This window comes from Propionimicrobium lymphophilum DSM 4903, from assembly GCF_000423485.1.
In the GTDB taxonomy this organism is placed as follows: Bacteria; Actinomycetota; Actinomycetes; order Propionibacteriales; family Propionibacteriaceae; genus Propionimicrobium; species Propionimicrobium lymphophilum.
The window spans coordinates 29,792-52,318 of record NZ_AUIB01000007.1 but is presented as its reverse complement, the minus strand read 5'-3'; the positions used below and the strand labels follow the sequence as shown (position 1 = coordinate 52,318).

The 22,527-nt window shown below is 59.9% G+C and carries 18 protein-coding genes; 3 read left to right on the top strand and 15 right to left on the bottom strand.

Going from position 1 to position 22,527, the window contains the following annotated elements:
* Window positions 1–7: 7 nt before the first annotated feature.
* From ffh to uvrA, 11 genes are all read right to left on the bottom strand, one after another.
* The gene (gene ffh, locus G556_RS0105080) at window positions 8–1,564 is read right to left on the bottom strand and encodes a signal recognition particle protein (RefSeq protein ID WP_028821995.1); all 1,557 of its coding nucleotides are present in this window, start codon (window positions 1,562–1,564) and stop codon (window positions 8–10) included.
* Window positions 1,565–1,611: 47 nt separating this feature from the next.
* Entirely contained in the window at window positions 1,612–2,763 is a 1,152-nt protein-coding gene (gene ftsY, locus G556_RS0105075) for a signal recognition particle-docking protein FtsY (protein ID WP_051176697.1), read from the bottom strand.
* Window positions 2,764–2,874: 111 nt separating this feature from the next.
* Window positions 2,875–3,390 carry a M48 metallopeptidase family protein gene (locus tag G556_RS0105070; RefSeq protein WP_028821994.1) on the bottom strand — a complete coding sequence of 172 codons (516 nt, stop codon included), beginning with the start codon at window positions 3,388–3,390 and terminating at the stop codon, window positions 2,875–2,877.
* Window positions 3,391–3,546: 156 nt separating this feature from the next.
* Window positions 3,547–7,098, bottom strand: coding sequence for a chromosome segregation protein SMC (gene smc, locus G556_RS0105065; RefSeq protein WP_028821993.1), 3,552 nt, complete (start codon window positions 7,096–7,098; stop codon window positions 3,547–3,549).
* Window positions 7,099–7,101: 3 nt separating this feature from the next.
* The gene (locus tag G556_RS0105060) at window positions 7,102–7,623 is read right to left on the bottom strand and encodes a GtrA family protein (RefSeq protein WP_051176695.1); all 522 of its coding nucleotides are present in this window, start codon (window positions 7,621–7,623) and stop codon (window positions 7,102–7,104) included.
* Window positions 7,624–7,646: 23 nt separating this feature from the next.
* Window positions 7,647–8,498 (bottom strand): bifunctional DNA-formamidopyrimidine glycosylase/DNA-(apurinic or apyrimidinic site) lyase, encoded by an 852-nt coding sequence (mutM, locus tag G556_RS0105055; RefSeq protein WP_024110387.1) that lies wholly within the window; start codon window positions 8,496–8,498, stop codon window positions 7,647–7,649.
* A complete protein-coding gene (gene rnc, locus G556_RS0105050) occupies window positions 8,491–9,258 on the bottom strand; it encodes a ribonuclease III (RefSeq protein ID WP_024110426.1) in 768 nt (255 codons plus the stop codon). The genes mutM and rnc overlap by 8 nt, the downstream gene beginning before the upstream one ends.
* On the bottom strand, window positions 9,259–9,450 hold the full coding sequence (gene rpmF / locus G556_RS0105045; protein ID WP_016455584.1) for a 50S ribosomal protein L32: 192 nt from the start codon (window positions 9,448–9,450) through the stop codon (window positions 9,259–9,261). It abuts the gene before it with no gap.
* Between the two features lie 163 nt (window positions 9,451–9,613).
* Window positions 9,614–10,075, bottom strand: a complete 462-nt coding sequence (locus G556_RS0105040; protein WP_155938431.1) for a YceD family protein — start codon at window positions 10,073–10,075, stop codon at window positions 9,614–9,616.
* 92 nt (window positions 10,076–10,167) lie between these two features.
* On the bottom strand, window positions 10,168–12,120 hold the full coding sequence (gene uvrC, locus G556_RS0105035) for an excinuclease ABC subunit UvrC (RefSeq protein WP_028821991.1): 1,953 nt from the start codon (window positions 12,118–12,120) through the stop codon (window positions 10,168–10,170).
* Entirely contained in the window at window positions 12,117–14,993 is a 2,877-nt protein-coding gene (gene uvrA, locus G556_RS10310; RefSeq protein ID WP_051176693.1) for an excinuclease ABC subunit UvrA, read from the bottom strand. Before uvrA ends, uvrC begins: the two co-directional genes overlap by 4 nt.
* A 53-nt stretch (window positions 14,994–15,046) precedes the next feature.
* On the opposite strand from uvrA, the gene G556_RS10305 reads away from it, so the two are divergent.
* Both G556_RS10305 and G556_RS0105020 read left to right on the top strand, forming a co-directional pair.
* The gene (locus tag G556_RS10305) at window positions 15,047–15,778 is read left to right on the top strand and encodes a maleylpyruvate isomerase family mycothiol-dependent enzyme (RefSeq protein WP_051176691.1); all 732 of its coding nucleotides are present in this window, start codon (window positions 15,047–15,049) and stop codon (window positions 15,776–15,778) included.
* Between the two features lie 17 nt (window positions 15,779–15,795).
* Window positions 15,796–16,446 carry an MBL fold metallo-hydrolase gene (locus G556_RS0105020; protein ID WP_051176710.1) on the top strand — a complete coding sequence of 217 codons (651 nt, stop codon included), beginning with the start codon at window positions 15,796–15,798 and terminating at the stop codon, window positions 16,444–16,446.
* Between the two features lies 1 nt (window position 16,447).
* Here G556_RS0105020 and G556_RS0105015 read toward each other — a convergent pair whose 3' ends face one another.
* Window positions 16,448–17,449 carry a TerC/Alx family metal homeostasis membrane protein gene (locus G556_RS0105015; protein ID WP_028821989.1) on the bottom strand — a complete coding sequence of 334 codons (1,002 nt, stop codon included), beginning with the start codon at window positions 17,447–17,449 and terminating at the stop codon, window positions 16,448–16,450.
* Window positions 17,450–17,685: 236 nt separating this feature from the next.
* Here G556_RS0105015 and G556_RS0105010 point away from each other — a divergent pair, with 236 nt between their 5' ends.
* Window positions 17,686–18,813: a glycosyltransferase family 4 protein gene (locus tag G556_RS0105010; RefSeq protein WP_028821988.1), complete on the top strand. Its 1,128-nt coding sequence runs from the start codon at window positions 17,686–17,688 to the stop codon at window positions 18,811–18,813.
* On the opposite strand, the gene G556_RS10300 is transcribed toward G556_RS0105010, so the two are convergent.
* Genes G556_RS10300 through glmS form a run of 3 tightly spaced genes read right to left on the bottom strand, consistent with a single transcriptional unit; the run spans window position 18,810 to window position 22,423 of the window.
* On the bottom strand, window positions 18,810–20,189 hold the full coding sequence (locus G556_RS10300; RefSeq protein WP_036916072.1) for an NAD(P)H-hydrate epimerase: 1,380 nt from the start codon (window positions 20,187–20,189) through the stop codon (window positions 18,810–18,812). The genes G556_RS0105010 and G556_RS10300 overlap by 4 nt on opposite strands.
* The gene (locus tag G556_RS0105000; protein WP_028821987.1) at window positions 20,186–20,563 is read right to left on the bottom strand and encodes a holo-ACP synthase; all 378 of its coding nucleotides are present in this window, start codon (window positions 20,561–20,563) and stop codon (window positions 20,186–20,188) included. The genes G556_RS10300 and G556_RS0105000 overlap by 4 nt, the downstream gene beginning before the upstream one ends.
* An 18-nt stretch (window positions 20,564–20,581) precedes the next feature.
* Entirely contained in the window at window positions 20,582–22,423 is a 1,842-nt protein-coding gene (gene glmS / locus G556_RS0104995; RefSeq protein ID WP_028821986.1) for a glutamine--fructose-6-phosphate transaminase (isomerizing), read from the bottom strand.
* Between the last annotated feature and the right edge of the window lie 104 nt (window positions 22,424–22,527).

Genomic DNA, 22,527 nt, shown 5'->3' with positions numbered 1-22,527 from the left:
TCTTCTCCTAGTTGCCAAGACCAGAGTCTTTAAGCATCTGCGCGACGTTGGGCGGCAGCTGGAAGTCCGAACCCTGCGTCTGCGGAATTCCGAACGGAGACTCTGCCGGTTTCTGGTCGGCCTGCGGCTTTCCGGACGCCTGCGCTGCGCGCTTGGCCGGGTTGCCGGAGACCTTCCGGCCGCCGCGACCCTTCTTTTTACGTTGCTGAGTGCGGGCCTGCTTGCGGTTGCCACCGCCCATGCCGGGCAGTCCGCCCATCATGGAGCCCATTCGGCTCATCATCTTCTTCGCCTCGGTGAAACGCTTAACCAGCTCGTTGACGTCCTTCACCTCGACACCGGAGCCGCGCGCAATTCGAGCGCGCCGGGAACCGTTGAGGATGCTGACGTCCGCGCGTTCCGCCGGGGTCATCGAGTAGATGATCGCCTCGATGCGGTCAATCTGCTTCTCGTCGATGTTGGCGATTGCGTCCTTCATCTGCCCCATGCCGGGCAGCATTCCGAAGATCTTAGACATCGGGCCCATGCGACGCATCTGCTGCATCTGAGCCAAGAAGTCGTCGAGGCCAAACTCGCCCTTGCCGGACAGCAGCTTAGCGGCCGCCTCCTCGGACTGCTTCTTGTCGAACGCCTTCTCTGCCTGCTCGATTAGCGTGAGCATGTCGCCCATGCCAAGGATTCGGCTGGCCATGCGGTCGGGGTGGAAGACGTCGAAATCTTCCAGCTTCTCGCCATTGGAGGCGAACATGATCGGCTTGCCAAGCACCTTAGCGATGGACAGCGCGGCACCGCCTCGGGCATCGCCGTCCAGCTTGGTAAGCACGACGCCGCTGACGCCAACGCCGTCTTCGAAAGCGCGGGCCGTGTTGACGGCGTCCTGACCGATCATCGCGTCGACAACGAAAAGTGTCTCGTCGGGGTTGGTTGCCTGCTTAATGTCGCGAGCTTGGGCGATCATCTCCTCGTCGACACCCAACCGGCCGGCGGTGTCGACGATCACCACGTCGTGCAGCTGCGTGCGGGCGTATTCGACGGAATCGCGAGCTACCTGGATCGGGTCGCCGACGCCGTTACCCGGCTGGGGCGCGTAAACGGATACGCCTGCGCGCTCGCCAACCACCTGCAGCTGCTGAACTGCGTTCGGACGCTGGAGGTCGGCCGCAACCAAAAGAGGGCTGTGCTTGCCCTCCTTGAGGTGCTTGGCCAGCTTTCCTGCGAGGGTCGTCTTACCGGCACCCTGCAGACCTGCCAGCATGATGACCGTGGGAGGATTCTTCGCAAACTGGATAGTGCGGGTCGCCCCACCGAGGATCTCGATTAGCTCCTCGTTGACGATCTTGACGATCTGCTGCGTCGGGTTCAAAGCCTTGGATAGTTCTTCGCCATGGGCGCGCTGCTTCAGCGCGGCGATGAACTCCTTCACCACCGACAGGTTGACGTCGGCCTCGAGCAGCGCGATGCGAATCTCGCGCGCGGTCGAGTCGATGTCGGCGTCGGTCAGTCTGCCCTTGTTGCGCAGATTCTTAAAAGTCGCGGCAAGGCGATCTTGCAGGGTGTCAAACACGCGTTCCTCCGTAAGTTTTCGGCTTATAGCCTAGCCCGAATGCTGGATTACTCGCCCAGTAGTCCCGCAACGAAGCCGTCTGCCTCGAACGGAGCCAGGTCGTCGGCGCCTTCGCCAAGCCCAATGAACTTGACCGGAACACCTAGTTCACGTTGAACCTGCACGACGATGCCGCCCTTGGCGGAACCGTCCAGCTTAGTGAGTACGATGCCAGTAACGTCTACGACCTCTGCGAAAATTCGTGCCTGGGTCAGGCCATTCTGGCCGGTGGTGGCGTCGAGAACCAGAAGCACCTCGCTGACTGGCGCCTTCTTCTCTACGACTCGCTTCACCTTGCCGAGCTCGTCCATCAGGCCGGTCTTGGTGTGCAGACGGCCAGCGGTGTCTACCAACACGACGTCGACACCCTGTTCGATGCCGGCGTCAACGGCATTGAATGCGATCGAGGCAGGATCGGTGCCCTCCTCACCGCGAATGGTCTGGACGCCGACGCGATCGCCCCAAGTGGTGAGCTGCTCGGCGGCTGCCGCGCGGAAGGTGTCGGCGGCGCCGAAAAGCACCTTCTTGTCCTCGGCGACCAGCACGCGACCCAGCTTGCCGACGGTGGTGGTCTTACCTGTGCCGTTGACACCGACCATCATCACGACGGCGGGTTTGCCCTCCTCGTGGTCGAGGTTCAACGAGCGGTCCAGGCTCGGATCGACTAGTTTAACCAGCTCCTCGCGCAGCGCCTCCTTGGCTTGGGCGGGATCGTCGATGCCGTCGATGGACAGCCTCTTACGGAGCGTCTCAACCAGCTCAGTGGAGGGGCCAACTCCGAGGTCCGAAGTGATCAAGGTGGTCTCGAAATCGTCCCAGGTATCGTCGTCAATGTTGTCGCTGGAGAGCAGATCGGCAAGCGCCTTGGCCAGCGCGTTGTTGGACGAGGCCAACCGCCTGCGCAGGCGAGCCATGCGAGAACGAGGCTGCTCCACCTCTTCTACCTGCGGCTCCACTACCTCTGCAGCGGGTTCTTCAACTACCTCGGTGGTTTCTGCGGGCTCGGCAACCGGCTCGTTCTCCACGCTCGGGGCAGTGACCAGCGGTTCCTCGTCACCTCCGGCTGTAACCTGCTTCGGCTCTTCGCCGCGAGCAATCGGTTTGCGACGGCCGCGAGTCAGGTAGACGCTCAGACCGGCGACGGCGGCCGCGGCCAGCATAATTGCAATTAGAATCCAAAAAACAAGATTTCCCACGCACCCAAGCCTACCCGGAAGCTTTTAATAGCTGGAAATAGCACAGGCCGAGGGACAACACATTGTGCTCAGCCCCTACCAGCGCATGGCTGCAGTCCAGCCCTCCAGAAAGCCCTGCGCTCGCTCCTCCTTCGGATACGCGCTAAGCAGCTTCTTGAATCTGGGCGAATGATTCGCCTCAACAAGGTGAACTAGCTCGTGCAACAATACGTAGTCCACCACCCACTGCGGCATCTCCTGCATCCTGTCGCTGAGCCTGATCGTGGCATCGTCAATCGTGCACGAGCCCCAGCGCTGATTCTGGTTGCTAACCCAGCGCACGCTGGACGGGCGCACAGGCCGCCCGACCTGCGGGTCCAGATACTCTGTGGCGATTCGCTGGGCGCGCTCAAAAAGCTCGCGATCAGTTTTGGGGGCGGCACCCTTACGCACTTTGTCGCGCAGCTTGCGCACCATGTCGTCAACTAGCTTTCGCTCGCGGGCAGCGGAAAGACTGGCAGGCACGTTGACGATTATCGTGTCGCCATCGACACGACCAGAAACGGTCTTTTTGCGTCGCGCGCTGCGTCGAATCTCAACTTTTAGCGCCACAACAGGCGAGTCTACTTCAAGTTTTTCTGCCAAACTCAACTCTGTAAACCCCGATTACTGAGACTCAGATTAATGAAAACCGCCTGACAAGGGTGAACACGAAATTGCAGTCGCAGCGAACGGTTATTCAGTTGAGTTTGGCAGAACTTTTGAAAATCACCCATCAATCAACCGCTGAGAGATAACCGTGGAGATGCCGTCCTGGCGCATAGTGACGCCGTATAGCGCGTCGGCGATCTCCATCGTGCGCTTCTGGTGGGTGATGACCAACAACTGGGACGAGTCACGAAGCTGCTGATAGATATCCAAGAGCCGGCCGAGGTTCACGTCGTCCAGGGCAGCCTCGACCTCGTCGAGGATGTAGAACGGGCTCGGGCGCGCAATGAACAGGCTGACCAAGAAGGCGACCGCGACCAGCGAGCGCTCGCCACCGGAAAGCAGCGACAGCCGCTTGACCTTCTTGCCTGCCGGCTTGGCCTCCACGTCGACACCCGTATTGAGCATGTCTTCGGGATCGGTGAGGATGAGCTTGCCTTTGCCGCCGGGAAACAGCCTGGCAAACACGTCGGTGAACGTCTTTGCAATGTCCTCGTAGGCGCTGACAAAGGCCTCCTGAACGCGATTATCGACGTCGTCGATTAGGTCCAGAAGATCCTTGCGGGTCTTTTTGAGATCCTCGGCCTGGTTGGCCAGGAATGTGTGGCGTTCGCTCATCGCGTCGAATTCTTCAAGCGCGAGGGGGTTGACCCGCCCGAGCAGCTCCAGATCCTTCTGCGCCTTTTTCGCTCGACGTGCCTGCTGTTCGCGGACGTAAGGAATCGGCTCTGGCTTCTCCTCGTCGTCCGGGCTGACCGCGGTGCCGTCCTTGTGTACCAGCACCGGAACCATCAGTTCAGGGCCGTACTCCTCGATCAGCGCATCCGGCTCCAGCCCTAGCTCGGTCATTGCCTGCTCCGCGACGCGCTCGACGCGCATCTTCATCTCCACCCTGGCCATTTCGTCCTTGTGGGCGCCCTCGACCAGCTTGTCTAGCTCTCGCTGCGCCTGCCTGCTGACCTCGCGGGCTGCGAACAGGTCTGCGTCCGCCTTCGTCCTTGCCTCTTCCAACTCGGCTCGCCGGGCGCCCGCGGCCTCCTTGGCCTCGTCTACGCGATCTGCCAACCAAAGCGCGCCCTCGTGGACGGCTGCAGCGATCATCGCCTCCCTGCGAAGCTGCTCTGCCTCTGCCTCTGCCTTAGCCCTGGCAAGCCGCTCGGTTGCAGCTGCCCTAGCCAACGAGTCCGCGCGCCCGGAAAGCGACCTGACCCGCTCTTCTACAGTTCGCAGCGCGAGCCTGGCGTCCATTTCACTCTGCCGGGCCATCCTTGAAACCACCGAAAGCTGATCGCGCTCGGCGGGATCCGGTTCCTCGACGTCTGCCTCGCCACTCGCCGCGGCTAACCTTGCCTCGAGTTCCTCCAACTCAACCCGGTCTTTAGAACCGGACTGTTCTGCGTTGTCAATCGCCTGCTTGAGCCGCTCCGCCTCGGAAAGCGCAGCGGCGGATTCCTGGGCGTGCGAATTGATCTGCTCGGCAAGGGCGGTCATCCTGGCATCGGATTCGTTCAGTCGCTCAAGCGCAGCATCGTTTTTCTTCTGTGCCTCGACAAGCGCGCTATCTGCCTTGGCCATCTCGAACTTCAGTCGCTGCACCTGCGCCTCGACCTTCACCTTCGCGGTTTCTGCCTCATCGACCGCGGATTGCACCTCGATCAGGGAGGGTTTAGAGTCCGAGCCACCGGAAGTTAACCAGGCGCTGACGACGTCACCGCCAGCCGTGACGGCGGTGACCTGCGGAAAATCTGCGGTTAACTTTCTGGCGGCGGCGAGGTCCTCGACTAGGACCGTAGACCCCAGCACCGAGCGAAGGCCATTCTTAACGCCGTCGTCCGCCTGGACCACGTCGATGGCGTAAACCGCGTAGTCGGGCAGCTGGGGCATCGGAATCTCAGGTTCCGGGGCATCGGCCACCAGCATCGATGCTCGGCCGAGATCTTTTTCCTTCAGCAGCGCGAGGGCCTCGTCAGCGTCCTTGGCTGCAGACACGGCGACCGCTTCAGTGGCCGCACCCAACGCAGCGGAGACCGCGGTCTGCCACTTCGGCTCCACCTTAACCAGCTGCGCCAGCGATCCCAATGTGCCGGAAAGATCAGACTCGAGGAGTGCCGCTGAACCATCGCGACGCTGAAGGCCCAGCTTCAACGCCTCTAGACGGGCAGCAACCGCAGCCAATTCGCTGGAGGCTTGTCGCGAATGCTCCAAAATCTCCTGACGGTGCTCCTCAGCCTTGGCGAGCGCCTCGTCAGTTCGCTCGAATACCGCGTCCAGGTCGACCTCGCCATCGCTGGCACCCGTGATCTGGGTTTCGAGCTCGGCGAATTTAACGTCCGCCTGCTTAGACCGCTCGAGCGCTTCCGCATGACGTTTCTTCAGACGCTCGACCTCTTCCAGCCCGGCCTGCATCCTCGACTTGAGAGATGAAACCTTGCCGTTTAATTTAGCCAGCCCCTCTCGCCGGTCCGCCACGGCTCGCAACGCATTGCTGTAGCTCTTTTCGGCAGCTTCGTAATCTGCCTCGGCGCCCTTGCGTTTTTCCGTTGCCTCCTCGAGTTTGGCCTTGGCTTGCTCGGCCTCGGCCGCCAGCGCGGCCTCCTTTTCCCTAGCCTGGGCCGCTTCTGCCTCGAGCTCATCCGGGTCCCGGCCCGTGGAGACGTTCGGTTGAGCAGCACTGTAGCGCATTCTTTCCGCGGCGATCGAGATAGTCGTGGAGACTCGTTCGCGAAGGGCGCTAATGGAATACCAGACTTCTTGGGCCTGGTTAAGCACCGGCGCCAACTCGCTGACCGCCTGCTCAGCCGCCAGCTCATCGCTTTGGGCCTGCTCGACCCGCTGAGTGGCTGCGCGCTTGGCGTCCGCGGCTGCCTGCTCTCCGGCAAGCTCAGAGTCGAGCGCCAACTTGGCTTGGGTGTAGTCGTCGGCAAGCAGCCTGGCTCTGGAATCACGCAACTCGGCTTGGATAACAGCGGCCCTGCGCGCCACCTGAGCCTGTCTGCCCAACGGCTTCAGTTGACGACGAATCTCGCGAATCAGATCGTTGAGCCGCTCTAGATTTTGTTGGGTGGAGGCTAGCTTCCTGCTTGCTTTTTCCTTGCGGCGCCTATGCTTCAGGACTCCCGCTGCCTCTTCGATGAAGCCTCGTCTAACCTCCGGGGTAGCACGCAAAATCTGATCTAGCTGCCCCTGCCCGACGATGACGTGCATCTCCCGGCCCATGCCCGTATCGCTCAGCAGCTCCTGAACATCCAGCAGCCGACAAGTGGTGCCGTTGATCGCGTACTCGGAGCCACCAGCCCGAAACAGCGTCCTGCTGATCGTCACCTCGGTGTAATCGATGGGCAACAACCCGTCGGAGTTGTCGATGGTCAGCGACACCTCCGCACGCCCGAGCGCCGCCCTACCCGAGGTGCCCGCGAATATGACGTCCTCCATTTTGCCGCCACGCAGAGACTTCGCACCCTGCTCGCCCATCACCCAGGCGAGCGCGTCAACAACGTTCGATTTACCCGATCCGTTAGGCCCGACAATCGCGGTGATTCCGGGCTCGAAGTTTAGGGTCGTCGCCGAAGCGAAGGACTTAAAACCTTTTAGCGTGAGGCTCTTTAGATACATGCCCTACCCCTGATCCGAGGGGGTAACTGACCTAAAAGTCCACAACTTGTTGACGATGTAATTTATGGGCATGGTCAAAACGATGGTGAAAAGCTGTGCCCAATAAGCCCTGGCGCGTAGGCCCTCGTAGTCGTTAAACGGCGGGTCGGGCAGGTACATGAAGGAGTGCGGGTTGGTGAACCCGATCTTGATGAAGATGCCCGCGATTGCCGCCACCAGCCCCACGATGAAGAACGGCCAGAATTCCGCCCACCAGCCACGCTTGTGTTCACGTTTGAACGTCCAGGACCTGTTGATCTGGAAATTCCAAACGTTCGCGATCAAAAACGAAACGATCCACACCAAAATCGTGAAGCGAAAAGCGAACGGGCCAGGAAGCTGGAAGACGATGTCGTTGTCGTTCTGGGTGCCGCCGTTGAGCTTCGTCATGACGAAGGTGATGAGCATGTTGACCAGGAACCCGGAACCGCCGACGATGCCGAAACGCAAAAACTCCGCGACTACTCCAGCCTTACTTTTCCCCATATCTACCAAACCTATCGCGTAATTTACTTATCGCCGTGGATTGGGCGGGGTAAACGCTGACATTTCGGGCAAAGATAGCTCGACCGATTCATGAACGAATCCCTTCGGATCTGCGTGCCACACCTGGCACACGGCTTGCCTTCCTGACCGTAAACGTTCAGGCTGCGCGAGAAATAACCGCTCGAGCCGTTCACGTCGACGTACAGCTCGTCGAAACTGGTGCCGCCCTGGGCCAGCGATTCGGTCATGACCTCTTTCGCCGCCACCAATACCCGACGGGCCCGTGCCGCGGTGAGCCGCTGAGTGGGATGATCGTAATGGGTCTTGGCACGCCAAAGGCATTCGTCTGCGTAAATATTCCCGATGCCGCTAATAACGGACTGATCGAGAATCGCCCGCTTGATGGTCGAGCGCTTCGCACGGATTCGCTCGATGGTCTGCTCGATGTTGAAGTATTCATCGAACGGATCGAGGGCAATGTGGCTCACCTGGGCCGGCAGCTGAGCGCCCTGCGGGGCAAGCTGTAGGCCGCCGAACATTCGTTGATCGACGAACCGCAGCTGACGGCCGTCGTCCAGATCGAAAAGCACCCGAGTATTTGGGGCCAGATCGGCGCCCGGCGCATCGATCCGAAACTGCCCGCTCATGCCCAAGTGCGCGAGCATGGCATCTCCATCGCTGAACGGGAACCAGAGGTATTTGCCGCGTCTGCGTGGTGCGGCAAAAGTGCGTCCGACAACACCCGCTTTGAAGGCGTCTGGGCCATCCCAGCGCACCGGACGTTCGCGCAGAACAGTTACGTCACAGACCATCCGGCCTGTAACGTTCTTTTCAAGTCCCCTGCGGACTACCTCAACCTCGGGAAGCTCAGGCATCTGACACTTGAGTATCCTGTCGGGCCTTTAACTCTCGGAAAGCAATAGAGGCAGCCTGCTGCTCGGCACGCTTCTTGCTGGAATCGACGCCAGGGCCAAACGAAAGATCGCCCAGAATCGCCTCCGCGGAGAAGGTGCGACGGTGGTCTGGACCAGAGCCCGTGACGTCATACTTGGGCGCCGGCAGCCCCATCTCGGAAGCTATCTCTTGAAGTGATGTCTTCCAGTCGAGGCTCTCTCCTGCGTTAGCAGCAAGTTCGATGCGCGGATCGATCAGGGTGTGGACGTAGCGGGATGCCGCCTGCATTCCACAGCCGATGAAGATCGCACCGATGATGGCCTCCATAGTGTCGGCCAAAATCGAGGTCTTGTCGTCTCCACCAGTGCCTATCTCGCCCTTGCCGAGCTTGATCAGGCCACCGATGTGCAGGTCGCGTGCCACGTCGGCTAGCGCAACTGAGCTGACGACGGCAGCACGCAGCTTAGCTAGTTGCCCCTCGGGCTCGTCCGGGAACGTGCGGTAGAGGTGATCCGTGACGATCACGCCGAGCACCGCGTCGCCAAGGAACTCCAGGCGTTCGTTGTGCGGAGCATGGCCGTTCTCGTACGCCCAAGACCTGTGTGTGAGCGCTAAATCAAACAGGTCGGGTGAAACATGTACACCCAACCTGTCTAAGAGTTTTCCGAGCCCCGACTCAGCGAAGTGTTCTAGCCATGCAGGCGAGTTTTCGCTGGTGAGCCGACCCTCGTCGGAGTTCAATTAAACGTCCAAAACCTGGCGACGCTCGCCGCGCGGACCGTACTGGCCGCATTCGGGGCAAGCGGTGTGCGGCAGGTGCTGCGCGCCACAAGCCGGGTTGGCGCAGGTCACGGTCTGCACAGGGGTAGTCTTCCACTGCGAACGACGCGAGCGAGTGTTGCTGCGCGACATCTTGCGCTTGGGAACAGCCACTATCTTCTCCTTAGGATGGTTGAGGCCCTATGCCTCATATTTAAGTTCAAGGCGCCATCGGGCTCAATTAACCGCACGTTCAAGCGCACGCAAAAGAGCACATCGAATCCGCCAGCGGTTCATGCTATCGCGTCTGGCCAATCAAACAAAACCGTGAAGGCATCTAGTTTTCCAGATTCAGACCTTTGAGCGCGCTCCAGCGGTCGTCGATCGGAGCCTCGTGGACGTGATCCGGGAACTCATTCAGGTCCATCCCACACCTGGGACAAAGGCCGGCGCAATCGTCGTCACAAAGGGGGCTGAACGGCAGGTTCAAAACGATGGCCTCGCGAATGATCGGCTCCAGGTTGATGGCGTCGTCCGCCACCAGAAAGGCGTCCTCTTCCGCATCCTTGCTGGGGTAATAAACGAGCTCTTGAACCGTAAAGTTTTGGGGCCAAGAGATTTCCTTGAGGCAGCGGGAGCAGGTGCCCTCGATATCGGCGTCAACGGACCCCGTCACCAGTACGCCCTCGCTAACCGACTCTAGGCGCAGGTTAACGTCCAGCGGCTCGCCAGCTGGCACCTTAGCCATCTCGATACCTAGGTCTTGCGGGGCCGGCAGTTGATCCTCGATCTCGCGCATCTGGCCGTCGCCGGACAGGTCGTGGACGCTAACTACCCACTTGTCATCTTTTTCTTGACTCACGCTCCTAATCCTACCGAAACGCACAAACTTTAGGTGACCTCGCCGGTGGTCATGTTTATCGATTGGCCCTCGGGTTCAGCAGCAAGCGCGTCGACGATGCCCTCCGCGGTTTTTATGCCGAAGCCAGGCAGCTCGGCGATTTCCTCTGCGCTCGCTGCGCGAAGCTTCTTCATGCTCGGATATGCCTTGATTAGCGTCTTACGACGCACCTCACCCAGCCCGGGCACTCCGTCAAGTGCAGACTCTAGCATCGCCTTGCCCCTGCGGCTGCGGTGGAAGGTGATGGCGAAACGGTGCGACTCGTCACGGACCCGCTGCAGCAGGTATAGGCCCTCGGAGTTGCGCGGCAAAATCACGGGGAATTCCTCACCGGGGATCCAGACTTCCTCCAAGCGTTTAGCAAGGCCGATCAGCATTATCTCTGCGGACAACCCGAGATCGTCGAGCACCTCCTGGGCAGCATTAACCTGAGGCAGGCCACCGTCGACGACGATCAGCGAAGGGGCGTAAGAGAATTTGCGTGGGGCACCCGTCGTCGGGTCGATAAGGGTCTCGTCCTCCCCCATCGCCTTGCGATCGTCGAGCAGCCTGCCAAGCCTGCGCCGCAACACCTCGTCCATGGCGGCAACGTCGTTGGAGCCCTCGAAGCTCTTGATCAGGAAGCGCTTGTATTCGCTCTTTCTGGCCAGGCCGTCCTCGAAAACAACCATCGAGGCGACGACTTCTTGGCCTTGGGTGTGCGAAATGTCGAAACCTTCGATCCGCAGCGGGGCACTCTCTAAACCGAGTGCCTCCTGAAGCTGATCGAGCGCCTGACTGCGCGTCGTCAGGTCGCTGGCTCGCTTCGTCTTGTGCCTGGCGAGCGCCTGCTGGGCGTTCTTGCCTACGGTGTCCAGCAGATCCAGTTTCTGGCCCCGTTTGGGCACGTGCAGTCGAACCTTTCGCCCGGCCTTCTTCGAGAGCAACTCTTCGAGCAAGCTCGCAGTGGGCGGCATATCGGGCACCAGAATCTCGGGAGGAATGTTTTCGGTCTCGGTGCGCACGTGGTGGTCGTCGTATAGCTGCAGGATGAACGATTCGAGCAGCTCGGAGACCGGCGCATCGTTTGCCCGGTCGGCAACCCACGAGTTCTCCGACCTGACACGCCCGGAACGCACTCGGAAGATCTGCACAGCGATTTCCAGCGGATCGTCGCAGACGTTGATGACGTCCAGATCGGTGTCGTCGGAGAGCACGATTGCGTTCTTCTCGGTGGCCTTGCGAAGCGCAGAGATGCGATCGCGCAACACGGCCGCCTGCTCGAAATCTAGGTTCGCGGAGGCCTCCTCCATCTGAGCCGTGAGCTTTCGCTCCATCTTGTTGGATTTGCCCGCCCAGAAAGCGCAGAAATCGTTGACGATTTGCCTGTAATCTTCGGCGCTGATCTTGCCGACGCACGGCGCCGAACACTTTCCGATATAACCGAACAGGCACGGCCTGCCTGAGGCCTGGGCGCGATTGAAAACGCCATTCCTGCACGAGCGCATCGGAAATACCCACAACAGGGTGTCCAATGTGTCGCGAACCGCCCACGCCGTGCCAAACGGACCGAAGTATTTCCACCCCTTGCGCTTGGCTCCCCTGCCGACGAACACCCTCGGAAACTCGTCGCTTGACGTAACCGCAAGCCACGGGTAGCTCTTGTCGTCGCGGTACATGATGTTGAACCTGGGCTTGTAAAGCTGAATCCAGGTGTACTCGAGCTGCAGCGACTCGAGCTCGTTCTGCACCACCGTCCACTCGATTTTGGCCGCTGTCCTCATCATCGTCTGCGTGCGCGGATGCAGGCTCGCTGGGTCGGCAAAGTAAGAATTCAGCCGGTTTCTAAGATTTTTTGCCTTGCCGACGTAGATGACTTTGCCGTGCGGATCCAGGTAGCGGTAGACGCCGGGATCCGTCGGAATGGACCCTGGCGCCGGCCGGTAGCTAGCGGGATCTGTCATAGAACTCGCTTTAGGTACTTACCTGTGTAAGAGTTCTTGTCCGCCGCGATCTTTTCCGGCGTGCCCTGAGCCACCAGGGTGCCGCCGCCGTCGCCGCCTTCCGGACCAAGGTCAATGACCCAGTCGGAGGTCTTGATGACGTCAAGATTGTGCTCGATGACGACCACGGAATTGCCTTGATCAACCAGCCTGTTCAGCACGTCCAGCAGCCTGCGGATGTCCTCGAAATGCAATCCGGTGGTCGGCTCGTCCAGGACGTACATCGTGCGCCCGGTGGAGCGACGCTGCAGTTCGGTGGCGAGCTTCACACGCTGCGCCTCGCCACCGGAGAGTGTCGTTGCCGGCTGACCGAGGCGGACGTAGCCCAGGCCGACGTCGACCAGCGTATCCAGGTGCCTTGATATGGCTTTGATCGGGGCAAAAAACTCCGCAGCCTCGTCGATTTGCATGTCCAAAACCTCGGAGATGGTCTTGCCCTTGTAGCGCACCTCAAGCGTCTCGCGGTTATAGCGCGCGCCGTGGCAGACCTCGCAGGGCACGTAGACGTCGGGCAGGAAGTTCATCTCGATCTTGATGGTGCCGTCGCCGGAGCAATTCTCGCAGCGCCCACCCTTCACGTTGAAGCTGAATCGTCCGGGTTGGTAGCCGCGCATCTTCGCCTCCGGAGTGGCTGCGAAAAGCTGGCGCACCTTGTCGAAAACACCGGTGTACGTGGCGGGATTCGAGCGAGGTGTGCGTCCGATCGGCGATTGGTCGACGTGGATGATTTTATTGATTTCTTCCGCGCCATCGATCTGCTTGTGTTTGCCGGGCACAGCGCGGGCCCCGTGAATGTCGTGAGCAAGCGCGGTGTAAAGGATCGAATTCACCAGCGATGACTTACCCGAGCCGGAGACGCCCGTAACCGCGACGAGCTTGCCAAGCGGGAAGTGGACGGTGATGTCCTTGAGATTGTTTTCTCGCGCTCCTCGGACGACGATCTCCTTGCCGTTACCCGGACGTCGCTTGGCCGGCACCTCGATCTTCTTTCGCCCGGAAAGATAGGCACCCGTGATGGAGCGCTTGTTCTTAAGCATGTCGTCGAGCGTGCCGTTGACCACGACCTCGCCACCGTTGACGCCAGCGCCCGGGCCGATGTCCACCAGCCAATCGGCCTCGCGGATTGTGTCCTCGTCGTGTTCGACGACGATCAGCATATTGCCCAGATCGCGCAACTTTTTGAGCGTGGCGATGAGCCGATCATTGTCGCGCTGGTGAAGACCGATAGAGGGCTCGTCGAGCACATAAAGCACGCCGGCCAGCCCAGATCCGATCTGCGTGGCGAGCCTGATGCGCTGCGCCTCACCGCCCGAGAGAGTAGCTGCCGCCCTGGACAGCGTCAGGTAATCGAGACCGACGTCGACCAAGAATTTGAGCCGCTCGTCGATCTCGCGCAGCACCATCTTGCCGATCTGGCGCTCGGTATCGCTCAGTTCGAGATCTGAGAAGAAAGTCGCAGCTTTAGAGATCGGCAGCTCGGAAACCTCGGCGATGTTCAGACCACCGACGGTAACGGCCAGAGTCGCAGGCTTGAGCCGGCGTCCCTTACAGGCCCGGCAGGGGATCTCTCGCATGTACTGACCCCAGCGCGTTCTCGCGGCATCCGTCTCTGCCTCTTGGTAGCGGCGCTTGACGTTTGGCAGCACGCCCTCGTACTTCTGCGTGTAGCTGCGGGTGCGACCAAACCGGTTGCGGTAGCGCACCACGACGGCGTCCTTGTTGCCCTCCAAAATGTACTTGCGGGTTTTTGCCGGCAGGTCTCGCCACGGTGTATCCATCGAGAAGCCATCGCGCTCGGCCAGAGACTCGAAGACGTGACTGTAATGTTTGGCGGTCATTGGGTTGGCCCAAGGCGCGATGGGACGCTCAGCAAGAGACTTCGAGGTGTCCGGGACCACTAACTCGGGGTCTACCTCCTCGGAAAAGCCGAGACCGTCACAGGCGGGGCACGCACCCCACGGAGAGTTGAACGAGAACTGCCTTGGCTCCTGCTCGTCCATCTCGACGTTGTGGCCATTCGGGCAGGCCATGTTTTCGGAGAACGTCCGCACCTTTTGCGGGTCGTCCTCGGCAAGATCAACGAAGTCCAGCGTCACAATGCCGCCTGCCAGCTCGAGCGCGGTCTCGACGGAATCAGTAATGCGCTGCTTGGCCTCCTCCTTGACGGAGATTCGGTCGATGACAACGTCAATGTCGTGCTTTTTCTGCTTGTTCAGGGCGGGGACCTCGCCGATGCGATACGTCTCGCCGTCCACCTTCACCCTGGCGTAGCCCTGCGTCGACAGGTTCCTAAACATCTCGGAGTACTCGCCCTTGCGGCCTCGGATCATCGGCGCAAGAACCTGGGCACGCGTGCGTTCGGGCATAGCCAAAATTTGGTCGACGATCTGCTGCGGGCTCTGCTTAGCGATCGGCTCGCCACACACAATGCAGTGCGGGTGGCCGACGCGAGCAAAAAGAAGCCTGAGGTAGTCGTAGATCTCGGTGACCGTGCCGACCGTCGAACGCGGGTTGCGGCTCGTCGACTTCTGGTCGATGGCGACCGCCGGCGAAAGACCCTCGATCAAGTCCACCGCGGGCTTATCCATCTGCCCCAGGAACTGCCTGGCGTATGCGGAAAGAGACTCGACGTAACGGCGCTGACCTTCGGCGAAGATAGTGTCGAACGCCAAAGACGATTTACCCGAGCCCGAAAGCCCTGTGAAAACCACCAGGGAATCCCTAGGCAGGTCCAGGGAGACGTTCTTCAGGTTATGTTGGCGGGCGCCACGAATCACTAGCCGATCAATCACTCTTTCAATGTTACTTGTCCGCCTAAACCATCCCTGCCGCATCGAAACAAGGAAAAGACAATGACAGTTTTGCCCTAACGTGGTTTGCTAAGGATATGGAAACCCTAGGCTTAAGTCGGCTGACGAGCGTTACTAACTTCACAGAGTTGGCGAAGCACAAACTGGAAGAGACGAGCAAACTGCTCGGCGACACCATCGCCATTTCTGACGAAGACTGGCAAAAGCCGTCCCTCTTGCCCGGTTGGACCAGAGCACACATCGCCGCGCACCTGGCGATCCAAGCGGAGAACACCATGCAGCTGGTCCGGGACGCCAGGGTTGCCCCGCCCGGCTACCAACTGCGGATGCCGAGACAAAGCTCCGAAGCCCTAGAGCGCGCATCCGAACGTAGCGCGCTGGAGCTTCAGGTGGCGCTTGACACCACTGCGGGCCAGCTAAATCAATGCCTGCAGAGCATCTGCCCAAGCTTCACGTTCGAAACAGCCGATGGCCTGACGGTAAGTTCCGATATCCTGACCGTGCTGCGGCTAAACGAGACGGTTCTGCATCACATCGATCTCGGCTGCGGTCAGACCATCGACGACGTCAGCCAGCCCGTTGCAACCTGGCTGCTCGAGCTGAACACGCTGCTGCCATCCGTGAGGCAAAACGCGCCGGCGGCCCGAATCGTCTCGGATAGCGGTATCGAGGCTCAAGTGGGCCCAGACCGAATCTCCGCCCCGACCGTAACCGGACCAGATAATCTGCTTCTCGGCTGGTTGACCGGGCGAATGAGCCAGGAAAGAATGCTAGAACTCGGCGCACCGCCGCACGATAACCTGCCATAATCTCCATGGAGGAAAACATGTATCACGTCGAACCATTTTCCAGCCCGCTCACCTTCAAGGTGGCAGACATAACGGTCACCAAGGCGAGCGTTTCGGATATGGACAACAACACGTATCTTTTGGTGCCCGACGAGGATTCCGCGCTGCTCATAGACGCAGCGGACAGCCCCGACCTCCTGAAGAAACTGATCGGGGAAAACAAACTCGGGCACATTCTCACCACTCACCGTCACCACGATCACTTGCAGGCGCTCAAAGCCATCGCAGACTCCTGCGACGCCCAGGTCCTCGCGGGTGAAGACGACGCTCACGCTATCACGGACGAAACCGGCGTCGTCAGCGAGCCCGTCTGGGACAACGATCACTTTGTAGTCGGAGACAGCCTGCTGGAGATCATTGGGCTGGTCGGGCACACTCCAGGCTCGATCGCCGTTGCGCTTGCCCCGGACGAAGGCACCGCACACATCTTCACCGGAGACTCGCTGTTCCCCGGAGGCGTCGGCAAAACGAACAGCCGGGAAGACTTTGACCAACTGCTAGACGACGTCACAAAGAAGATCTTCGACGTCTTCGACGACGACACCGTCATCCACCCCGGACACGGCGACGCCACCACCCTAGGTGCCGAACGAGGGCAGCTAGAGCAGTGGCGTCAACGAGGTTGGTGAGTTAGAGCTCATGCTCCGGCTCGAGCTTGGGGGCGTGCCTGGTCTTCATTAGGCTCGCCACCGCAGTCACGACGAGAGTGACGATGATGACCACCAGCGATAGCCAGGTGGGCACCTCCCAGCCGATCCAGCCGTAGTGGTGTGCGGCATGTAGCAGCAGCTTCACGCCAATGAAGGCCAAGATGAACGAGAGGCCAAGCGACAGGTAGACCAGGCGCTTGAGCAGACCACCGAGCAGGAAGTAAAGCTGGCGCAGACCCATCAAGGCGAAGAAGTTCGCGGTAAATACCAGGTATGGCTCCTGGGTCAAGCCAAAGATGGCCGGAATCGAATCGAGCGCGAACATGATGTCGATGGAGCCGAGCGCAACGATCACGAAGAACAACGGGGTGAAGACGCGCTTGCCGTCGATCTTCAGGCTCAGGTGGGTGTCGTGGTACTCCTCTGTGGAGGGCACGACGTTCTTGATCCAGAGCATCAGCTTGTTATCTGAGGGCTGGCTCGTCTCTTCGTGTTCGGGCTTGCGATAATCGTCCACCAGCTTCCAGGCGGTGTACAGCAGGAACACGCCGAAAATGAAGAACGCCCAGGCAAGGGTGTTGATGATTACGGCACCGAGGGCGATGAAGATTCCGCGGAAGATCAGGGCGAGGATAATGCCCATCATAAGCGTGAACTGCTGATACTTGCGGGGCACCTTCATGCTGCCCAGGAGGATGATGAAGACGAACAGGTTATCGATCGAAAGCGAATATTCAGTCAGGTAACCGGCTATGAACTCGGTTGCGTAGTTCCAACTGGTTTTAGTCGGGTCAGTGGGGTGCGCGAATAAACCGATTCCGATAGCAAACAAGATCGCTGCGCCCACGAAAACCGAGATCGCGATGACGCATTCCTTCATTGATGGCTCGTGCGGTTTGCGCTTCATCATGATGACGTCAACAACCAGCACAGCGGTGAGCACGGCAATGGTGATCACCCACGCCAATGGCGTTACATGCATTAAAACCTTCCTTATGGCAGATGCCTAAAACGTTTAGGAGGTCTGGCCGCGATCAATCGCTGTGAGACCGGAAGCTTTCGCTTCGGGATGACGATCTTCACATGTGAGGTTACTCCCCTCCAGCCATTCAATTGTGCCTGCGAAAATTGTTAAATGCCAGACGAGGCAACTCTCTCGTTGCCCGCGAGGACATTCGACGTGCGGAATATGGGGCATGTGGGGTTATCCTTTAACTCATGCGAGTCGCTTTTGTGTCTGAGAGCTTCCTGCCCAGCGTCAACGGAGTGACGAACTCAGTTCTTAGGATGTTGGAGCACCTGAAACGCCGTGGGGATGAGGCAATCGTCATAGCTCCTAAGCACCCAGACGGCATGCCCACCTCCTACCAGGGCTTCCCCGTTTACGCCACGTCCTCGATGAGTCTGGTGTGGTATCCGGAGTTTAGGTTGTCGACGACACGCAACCGCACGATCAAGAAAATGTTCGCCCAGTTCCGTCCGGACGTCGTGCACCTGGCTGCGCCATTTGCGCTTGGTCACACGGGCATATTGGCGGCGTCGAAGCTGGGCATCCCGACCGTCGCGCTCTACCAGACCGAAGTGCCGAAATATGTTGCCACCTACGGTTATCCGGCCGTGGAACCGCTTTTTTGGCGCTACGTGAAGCGAATGCACAACATGGCCACAATGACGCTGGCGCCTTCTTCTTACACCCGCGATGAGCTCGAAAGGAGAGGCTTCGAGAGGGTTCAGGTGTGGGGTCGAGGCGTGGACGCCGAGCGGTTCAGTCCGGCCAAACGCAACCAGTCGCTGCACGACTCTTGGGCTCCGAACGGCGAGACGGTAATCGCATACATGGGACGTCTCGGGCGCGAAAAACAGGTCGAGGATCTGCGGGTGCTTTTGAATCTGCCGAACACAAAGCTGGTGGTCATCGGAGACGGACCCAAGCGCAAAGAGCTCGAAACCATGCTACCTGGGGCGATATTCACGGGGATGAAAACCGGTGACGAACTGCCCGTGTACCTGGCCAGCGCCGACATTTTCGTTCACCCAGGCGAAACTGAGACGTTCGGTCAAACCCTGCAGGAGGCCCAGGCATCCGGTCTTCCGGTGGTCGCGACGGGCAAAGGCGGGCCGATAGACATCGTCCGAGACCGCTTCAACGGATACCTCTACCCGCCGGGTGAACTGGGCGCGCTGCGCTCGTCAGTCGCCGGATTGGTTTCTGATCCAGACAAACGCCAAGCGTTCGGCCAGGCAGGGCGCCGGCGAGCTTTGAACAGGAGCTGGGCGAAGCTTTGCGAGCAGCTCGTCGGATACTACGACGAGGCGATCTCGAGCACGCTCGTCACGGGAGCCTAAACTAACCTGCCAATCAGTTCGGCCATGGCCTTTGCAGCCTCTTCGGGAGTGTGCGGGCCTGGGTTTGACCGTGCAGCCATAGCCTGGATGGAGGCGCCCAACGCTCCGATGAGAATTGCTGGGTACTCACCGCCCATTGCGGCTAACAAAGTGCCACAGATACCAGCGAGAACGTCCCCGGAACCGGCTTGCGCGCTCCAAGCGGAGCCCTCGGTGGCGATGATCACGTTCTCGCCGTCGCTGACGAATTGGGTGGCGCCCTTCAGCAAAACCGTGGCACCAACCTTGTTCGCGGCGTTTTTGACGCTTCCGATGGGGTCGTCTTCCACCTCGAAACGTTCGACTCGAAGCAGCCTGGCCAGCTCGCCCGCGTGCGGAGTTAGCAGGCTGTTTTCGGGCAACTTTAGCCCCTCTAGGGAATCGATGGCTTCGGCATCGATGACCATCGGGACGTCGTCGCTGACACGCTTTTCCAGGCGTTGCTTATCAGGCCCACCCCAGCCCGAACCGACCAACCAGGCCTGCACTTTCCCGACGCCGATGGTGACGGAAGAAAATTTCGAGACCACGGTCTCTTTAGGAACTGGACCGGCGTATCGAACCATGCCGGCACCCGCATGGAGTGCGCCGGAAAGGTTTAGCAAAGCGGCCCCGAAATACTTCTGCGAGCCAGTGTCTATGCCCAGCACGCCACGAGAATATTTGTCGCTTGTGTGATCCGGAACCGGCCACAGCCCGCCGACGTCCAACTCGTCCAGCTGACCGATAGCTGTTTCGGGCACCTTTAGACCGATGTCTGGCAGCCGAACCTCGCCGCACTTCGCCTTAGCTGGATAGGCCACCTGGCAGAACTTGAAAGCGCCAAAAGTGACGGTCACATCGGCAGGCAGACATGGAGCCGAAACCCGGTGGCTATCGGCATCCAGACCGGACGGAATATCCACCGCTAGAACCGGGGCGCCCGTATACTCCACAAAATCGGCCAGTCCCACCATGTTGGCTGGAATGCCTGGACGCCCGCCGATGCCGAACACAGCGTCGATGACCAGATCAACGTCTAATTCATCGAAAGAATCGACTAGCGTCGCTCCTGCCTGCAAGGCCGCGCTCAGACCAGCCTCGTGGGTCTTATTCATGGGCAGCCAAACGTAAACCTGGAACCCCAGCTTCGCCAGCCGGCTGGCCGCGTACAACCCGTCGCCACCGTTGTTGCCCGGCCCCGCCGCGACGAGCACGGTACCGCCGGGAACAATCATCGAATCCGCCATCTCGGCCACCTGCGCGGCGGCACGCTGCATCAGATCGACGTCGGGATTCGCCTGAAAGAAGGCCTCCTCAGCCGCACGGATCTGGGCGACGCGGGCAACCTGCCTCATAGCCCCTCGCAGACCACCTGGGCGACGGCAAGACCGGCATCGTGTGAAAGCGACAGATGGGTGTCTAGCACGCCTGCCTTTTCCGCGGCGGCCTTAACCGTTCCGCTGAGCACCAGATGAACTTTTCCGGACGAGTCCGAGATCACCTGGCAATCGTGCCAGCGCAATCCACCAGGGCCGCCCAAGGCCTTCACCAGCGCCTCCTTAGCGGCAAACCTGGCAGCCAGAGACTGGTTGGTGCGTCTCTCGCCCTCGCTGTTGACCAATTCATCGGCTGTAAACAGCTTGTTCGCCAGACCGGGATGTCGCTTCAGTGCGGCGCTCATCCGGTCTACCTGGCAAATATCGACACCGATACCGATGATCCGGGTCATTACGCATCCCTTACCTAGTTACTCCACTGTTACCGACTTGGCCAGGTTCCTCGGCTGATCGACGTCGTTGCCCAGTAAGGTGGCCAGTTCACAGGCGAAGAGCTGCAGCGGAATGACTGAGACCAGCGGCTGTAGCAGCGTGGAAACGTGCGGCAGCCAGATGACCTTGTCGGCGAACGGAACCACTGACTCGTCGCCTTCTTCGGTCAGCACGATCGTGCGCGCTCCTCTAGCCCTTACTTCTTGAATATTAGACACGACCTTCTCGTGAAGCTGATCGCGTCCCTTAGGTGGGACGATCACGAACACCGGCATACCGGGCTCGATGATCGCGATCGGACCGTGTTTCAGCTCGCCAGCGGCAAATCCCTCGGCGTGCTGGTAGGCGATCTCTTTCAGTTTCAAAGCGCCTTCCAGGGCGACCGGATATCCCACGTGACGGCCAAGGAATATGAAGTCGTTGAGGCCGACGACCTCGCGAGCAAGCTCATATACATCATCCGCCTGGTCTAGTACGTGCTGGATGAGCTCCGGAGTCCGCTCAAGCTCGGCCATGATCGTCTTGATCTCGTCGCCGTACTTCATGCCACGAACCTGAGCCAGGTAGAGACCGAGCAGGTAGCAGGCCGCCAACTGGGTCAGGAATCCCTTGGTGGAGGCCACGCCGATCTCCGGGCCGGCGTGGGTGTAAATAACCGCATCAGATTCGCGCGGGATGGTGGCACCGTTGGTGTTGCAGATGGCGATCACCTTGCAGTGCTGCTCGCGAGCGTGACGAATCGCCATCAAGGTGTCAGCGGTCTCGCCCGACTGGCTGATCGTTACGCACAGCGTCATCGGATCAACGATGGGATCCCGGTAGCGGAATTCGCTGGCCAGCTCGACCTCGCAAGGCACGCGAGTCCAGTGTTCGATCGCGTACTTGGCTACCATACCCGCGTAGTATGCCGTGCCGCAGGCGACGATGACGATCTTGTTTACCCGGCGAAGATCCTCGGGACGAATGCTCATCTCGTCCAGAACCAGCTCGCCGTTAGCCGAATAGCGGCCAAGTAAGGTGTCGGCTACCGCGCGCGGCTGCTCGAAAATTTCCTTGCGCATGAACCAGTCGTAGCCGCCCTTTTCGGCAGCGGACGCGTCCCAATCAACGTGATAGCTGCGGGTCTCGGCGTCGGTTCCATCGAAGTTGATGACCTTGATTTCATCTGCGCTGATCTGAACGATCTGGTCCTGGCCGAGTTCAATCGCCTCGCGGGTGTGCTCGATGAAAGCCGCAACATCGGACGCGACGAAGTTCTCTCCCTTACCCACGCCGACGACGAGCGGCGAATTCCTGCGGGCCGCGATCACGTGCTTCGGGTCCGTGGCGTCGACCGCGACCAGAGTGAAAGTGCCCTCGAGTCTGGCTACTACCTCGCGCATGGCATCCAGAAGGTTCTTGTTCTCCACTGCCTTGCCGAGCAACTGAGCGACAACCTCGCTGTCGGTCTCCGAGTTGAACTTGATGCCCTGGCCGATCAGCTCGTTGCGAAGCTCGGCGAAGTTCTCGATGATTCCGTTGTGCACCAAAGCAACCCTGCCGTTGGCGCTGACGTGGGGGTGGGCGTTTTCGTCCGTCGGGCCGCCGTGCGTTGCCCAACGGGTGTGACCGATTCCGGTGGTGGCCTCGGGCAGTGCGTGCGCGGCGAGCTCGTTTTCCAGGTTAGACAGTTTGCCAGCCTTTTTAGAGGTGTGCAGCCCGTCAGCTCCGACGAGCGCGATACCCGCCGAATCGTAGCCGCGATACTCCAGGCGGCGTAGGCCCTCGATTACTACGTGCTGTGCCGACTTAGCGCCGACGTACCCGATGATTCCACACATAGAGTTATCTTCTCGCAAAGCTGCACGTCACAACAAGCCAACCACGGATTTTAGGGTCAAGAAAACTAAAAAAATAACTTCCCGTTATGACATAGGAGCTTTTC

Bases quoted from the DNA above. Each gene is read 5' to 3' on its own strand.
- uvrA (WP_051176693.1), bottom strand. From the start codon at position 14,993: ATGCGGCAGGGATGGTTTAGGCGGACAAGTAACATTGAAAGAGTGATT.
- G556_RS10305 (WP_051176691.1), top strand. From the start codon at position 15,047: ATGGAAACCCTAGGCTTAAGTCGGCTGACGAGCGTTACTAACTTCACA.
- G556_RS0105010 (WP_028821988.1), top strand. From the start codon at position 17,686: ATGCGAGTCGCTTTTGTGTCTGAGAGCTTCCTGCCCAGCGTCAACGGA.
- G556_RS0105040 (WP_155938431.1), bottom strand. From the start codon at position 10,075: ATGCGCGAGATCGAGGATCAACTGCCGGCCCCGCAAGACCTAGGTATC.
- mutM (WP_024110387.1), bottom strand. From the start codon at position 8,498: ATGCCTGAGCTTCCCGAGGTTGAGGTAGTCCGCAGGGGACTTGAAAAG.
- glmS (WP_028821986.1), bottom strand. From the start codon at position 22,423: ATGTGTGGAATCATCGGGTACGTCGGCGCTAAGTCGGCACAGCACGTA.
- uvrC (WP_028821991.1), bottom strand. From the start codon at position 12,120: ATGACAGATCCCGCTAGCTACCGGCCGGCGCCAGGGTCCATTCCGACG.
- G556_RS0105000 (WP_028821987.1), bottom strand. From the start codon at position 20,563: ATGACCCGGATCATCGGTATCGGTGTCGATATTTGCCAGGTAGACCGG.
- G556_RS0105020 (WP_051176710.1), top strand. From the start codon at position 15,796: ATGTATCACGTCGAACCATTTTCCAGCCCGCTCACCTTCAAGGTGGCA.
- G556_RS0105015 (WP_028821989.1), bottom strand. From the start codon at position 17,449: ATGCATGTAACGCCATTGGCGTGGGTGATCACCATTGCCGTGCTCACC.
- G556_RS0105060 (WP_051176695.1), bottom strand. From the start codon at position 7,623: ATGGGGAAAAGTAAGGCTGGAGTAGTCGCGGAGTTTTTGCGTTTCGGC.
- smc (WP_028821993.1), bottom strand. From the start codon at position 7,098: ATGTATCTAAAGAGCCTCACGCTAAAAGGTTTTAAGTCCTTCGCTTCG.
- ftsY (WP_051176697.1), bottom strand. From the start codon at position 2,763: ATGCTGGCCGCGGCCGCCGTCGCCGGTCTGAGCGTCTACCTGACTCGC.
- G556_RS10300 (WP_036916072.1), bottom strand. From the start codon at position 20,189: ATGAGGCAGGTTGCCCGCGTCGCCCAGATCCGTGCGGCTGAGGAGGCC.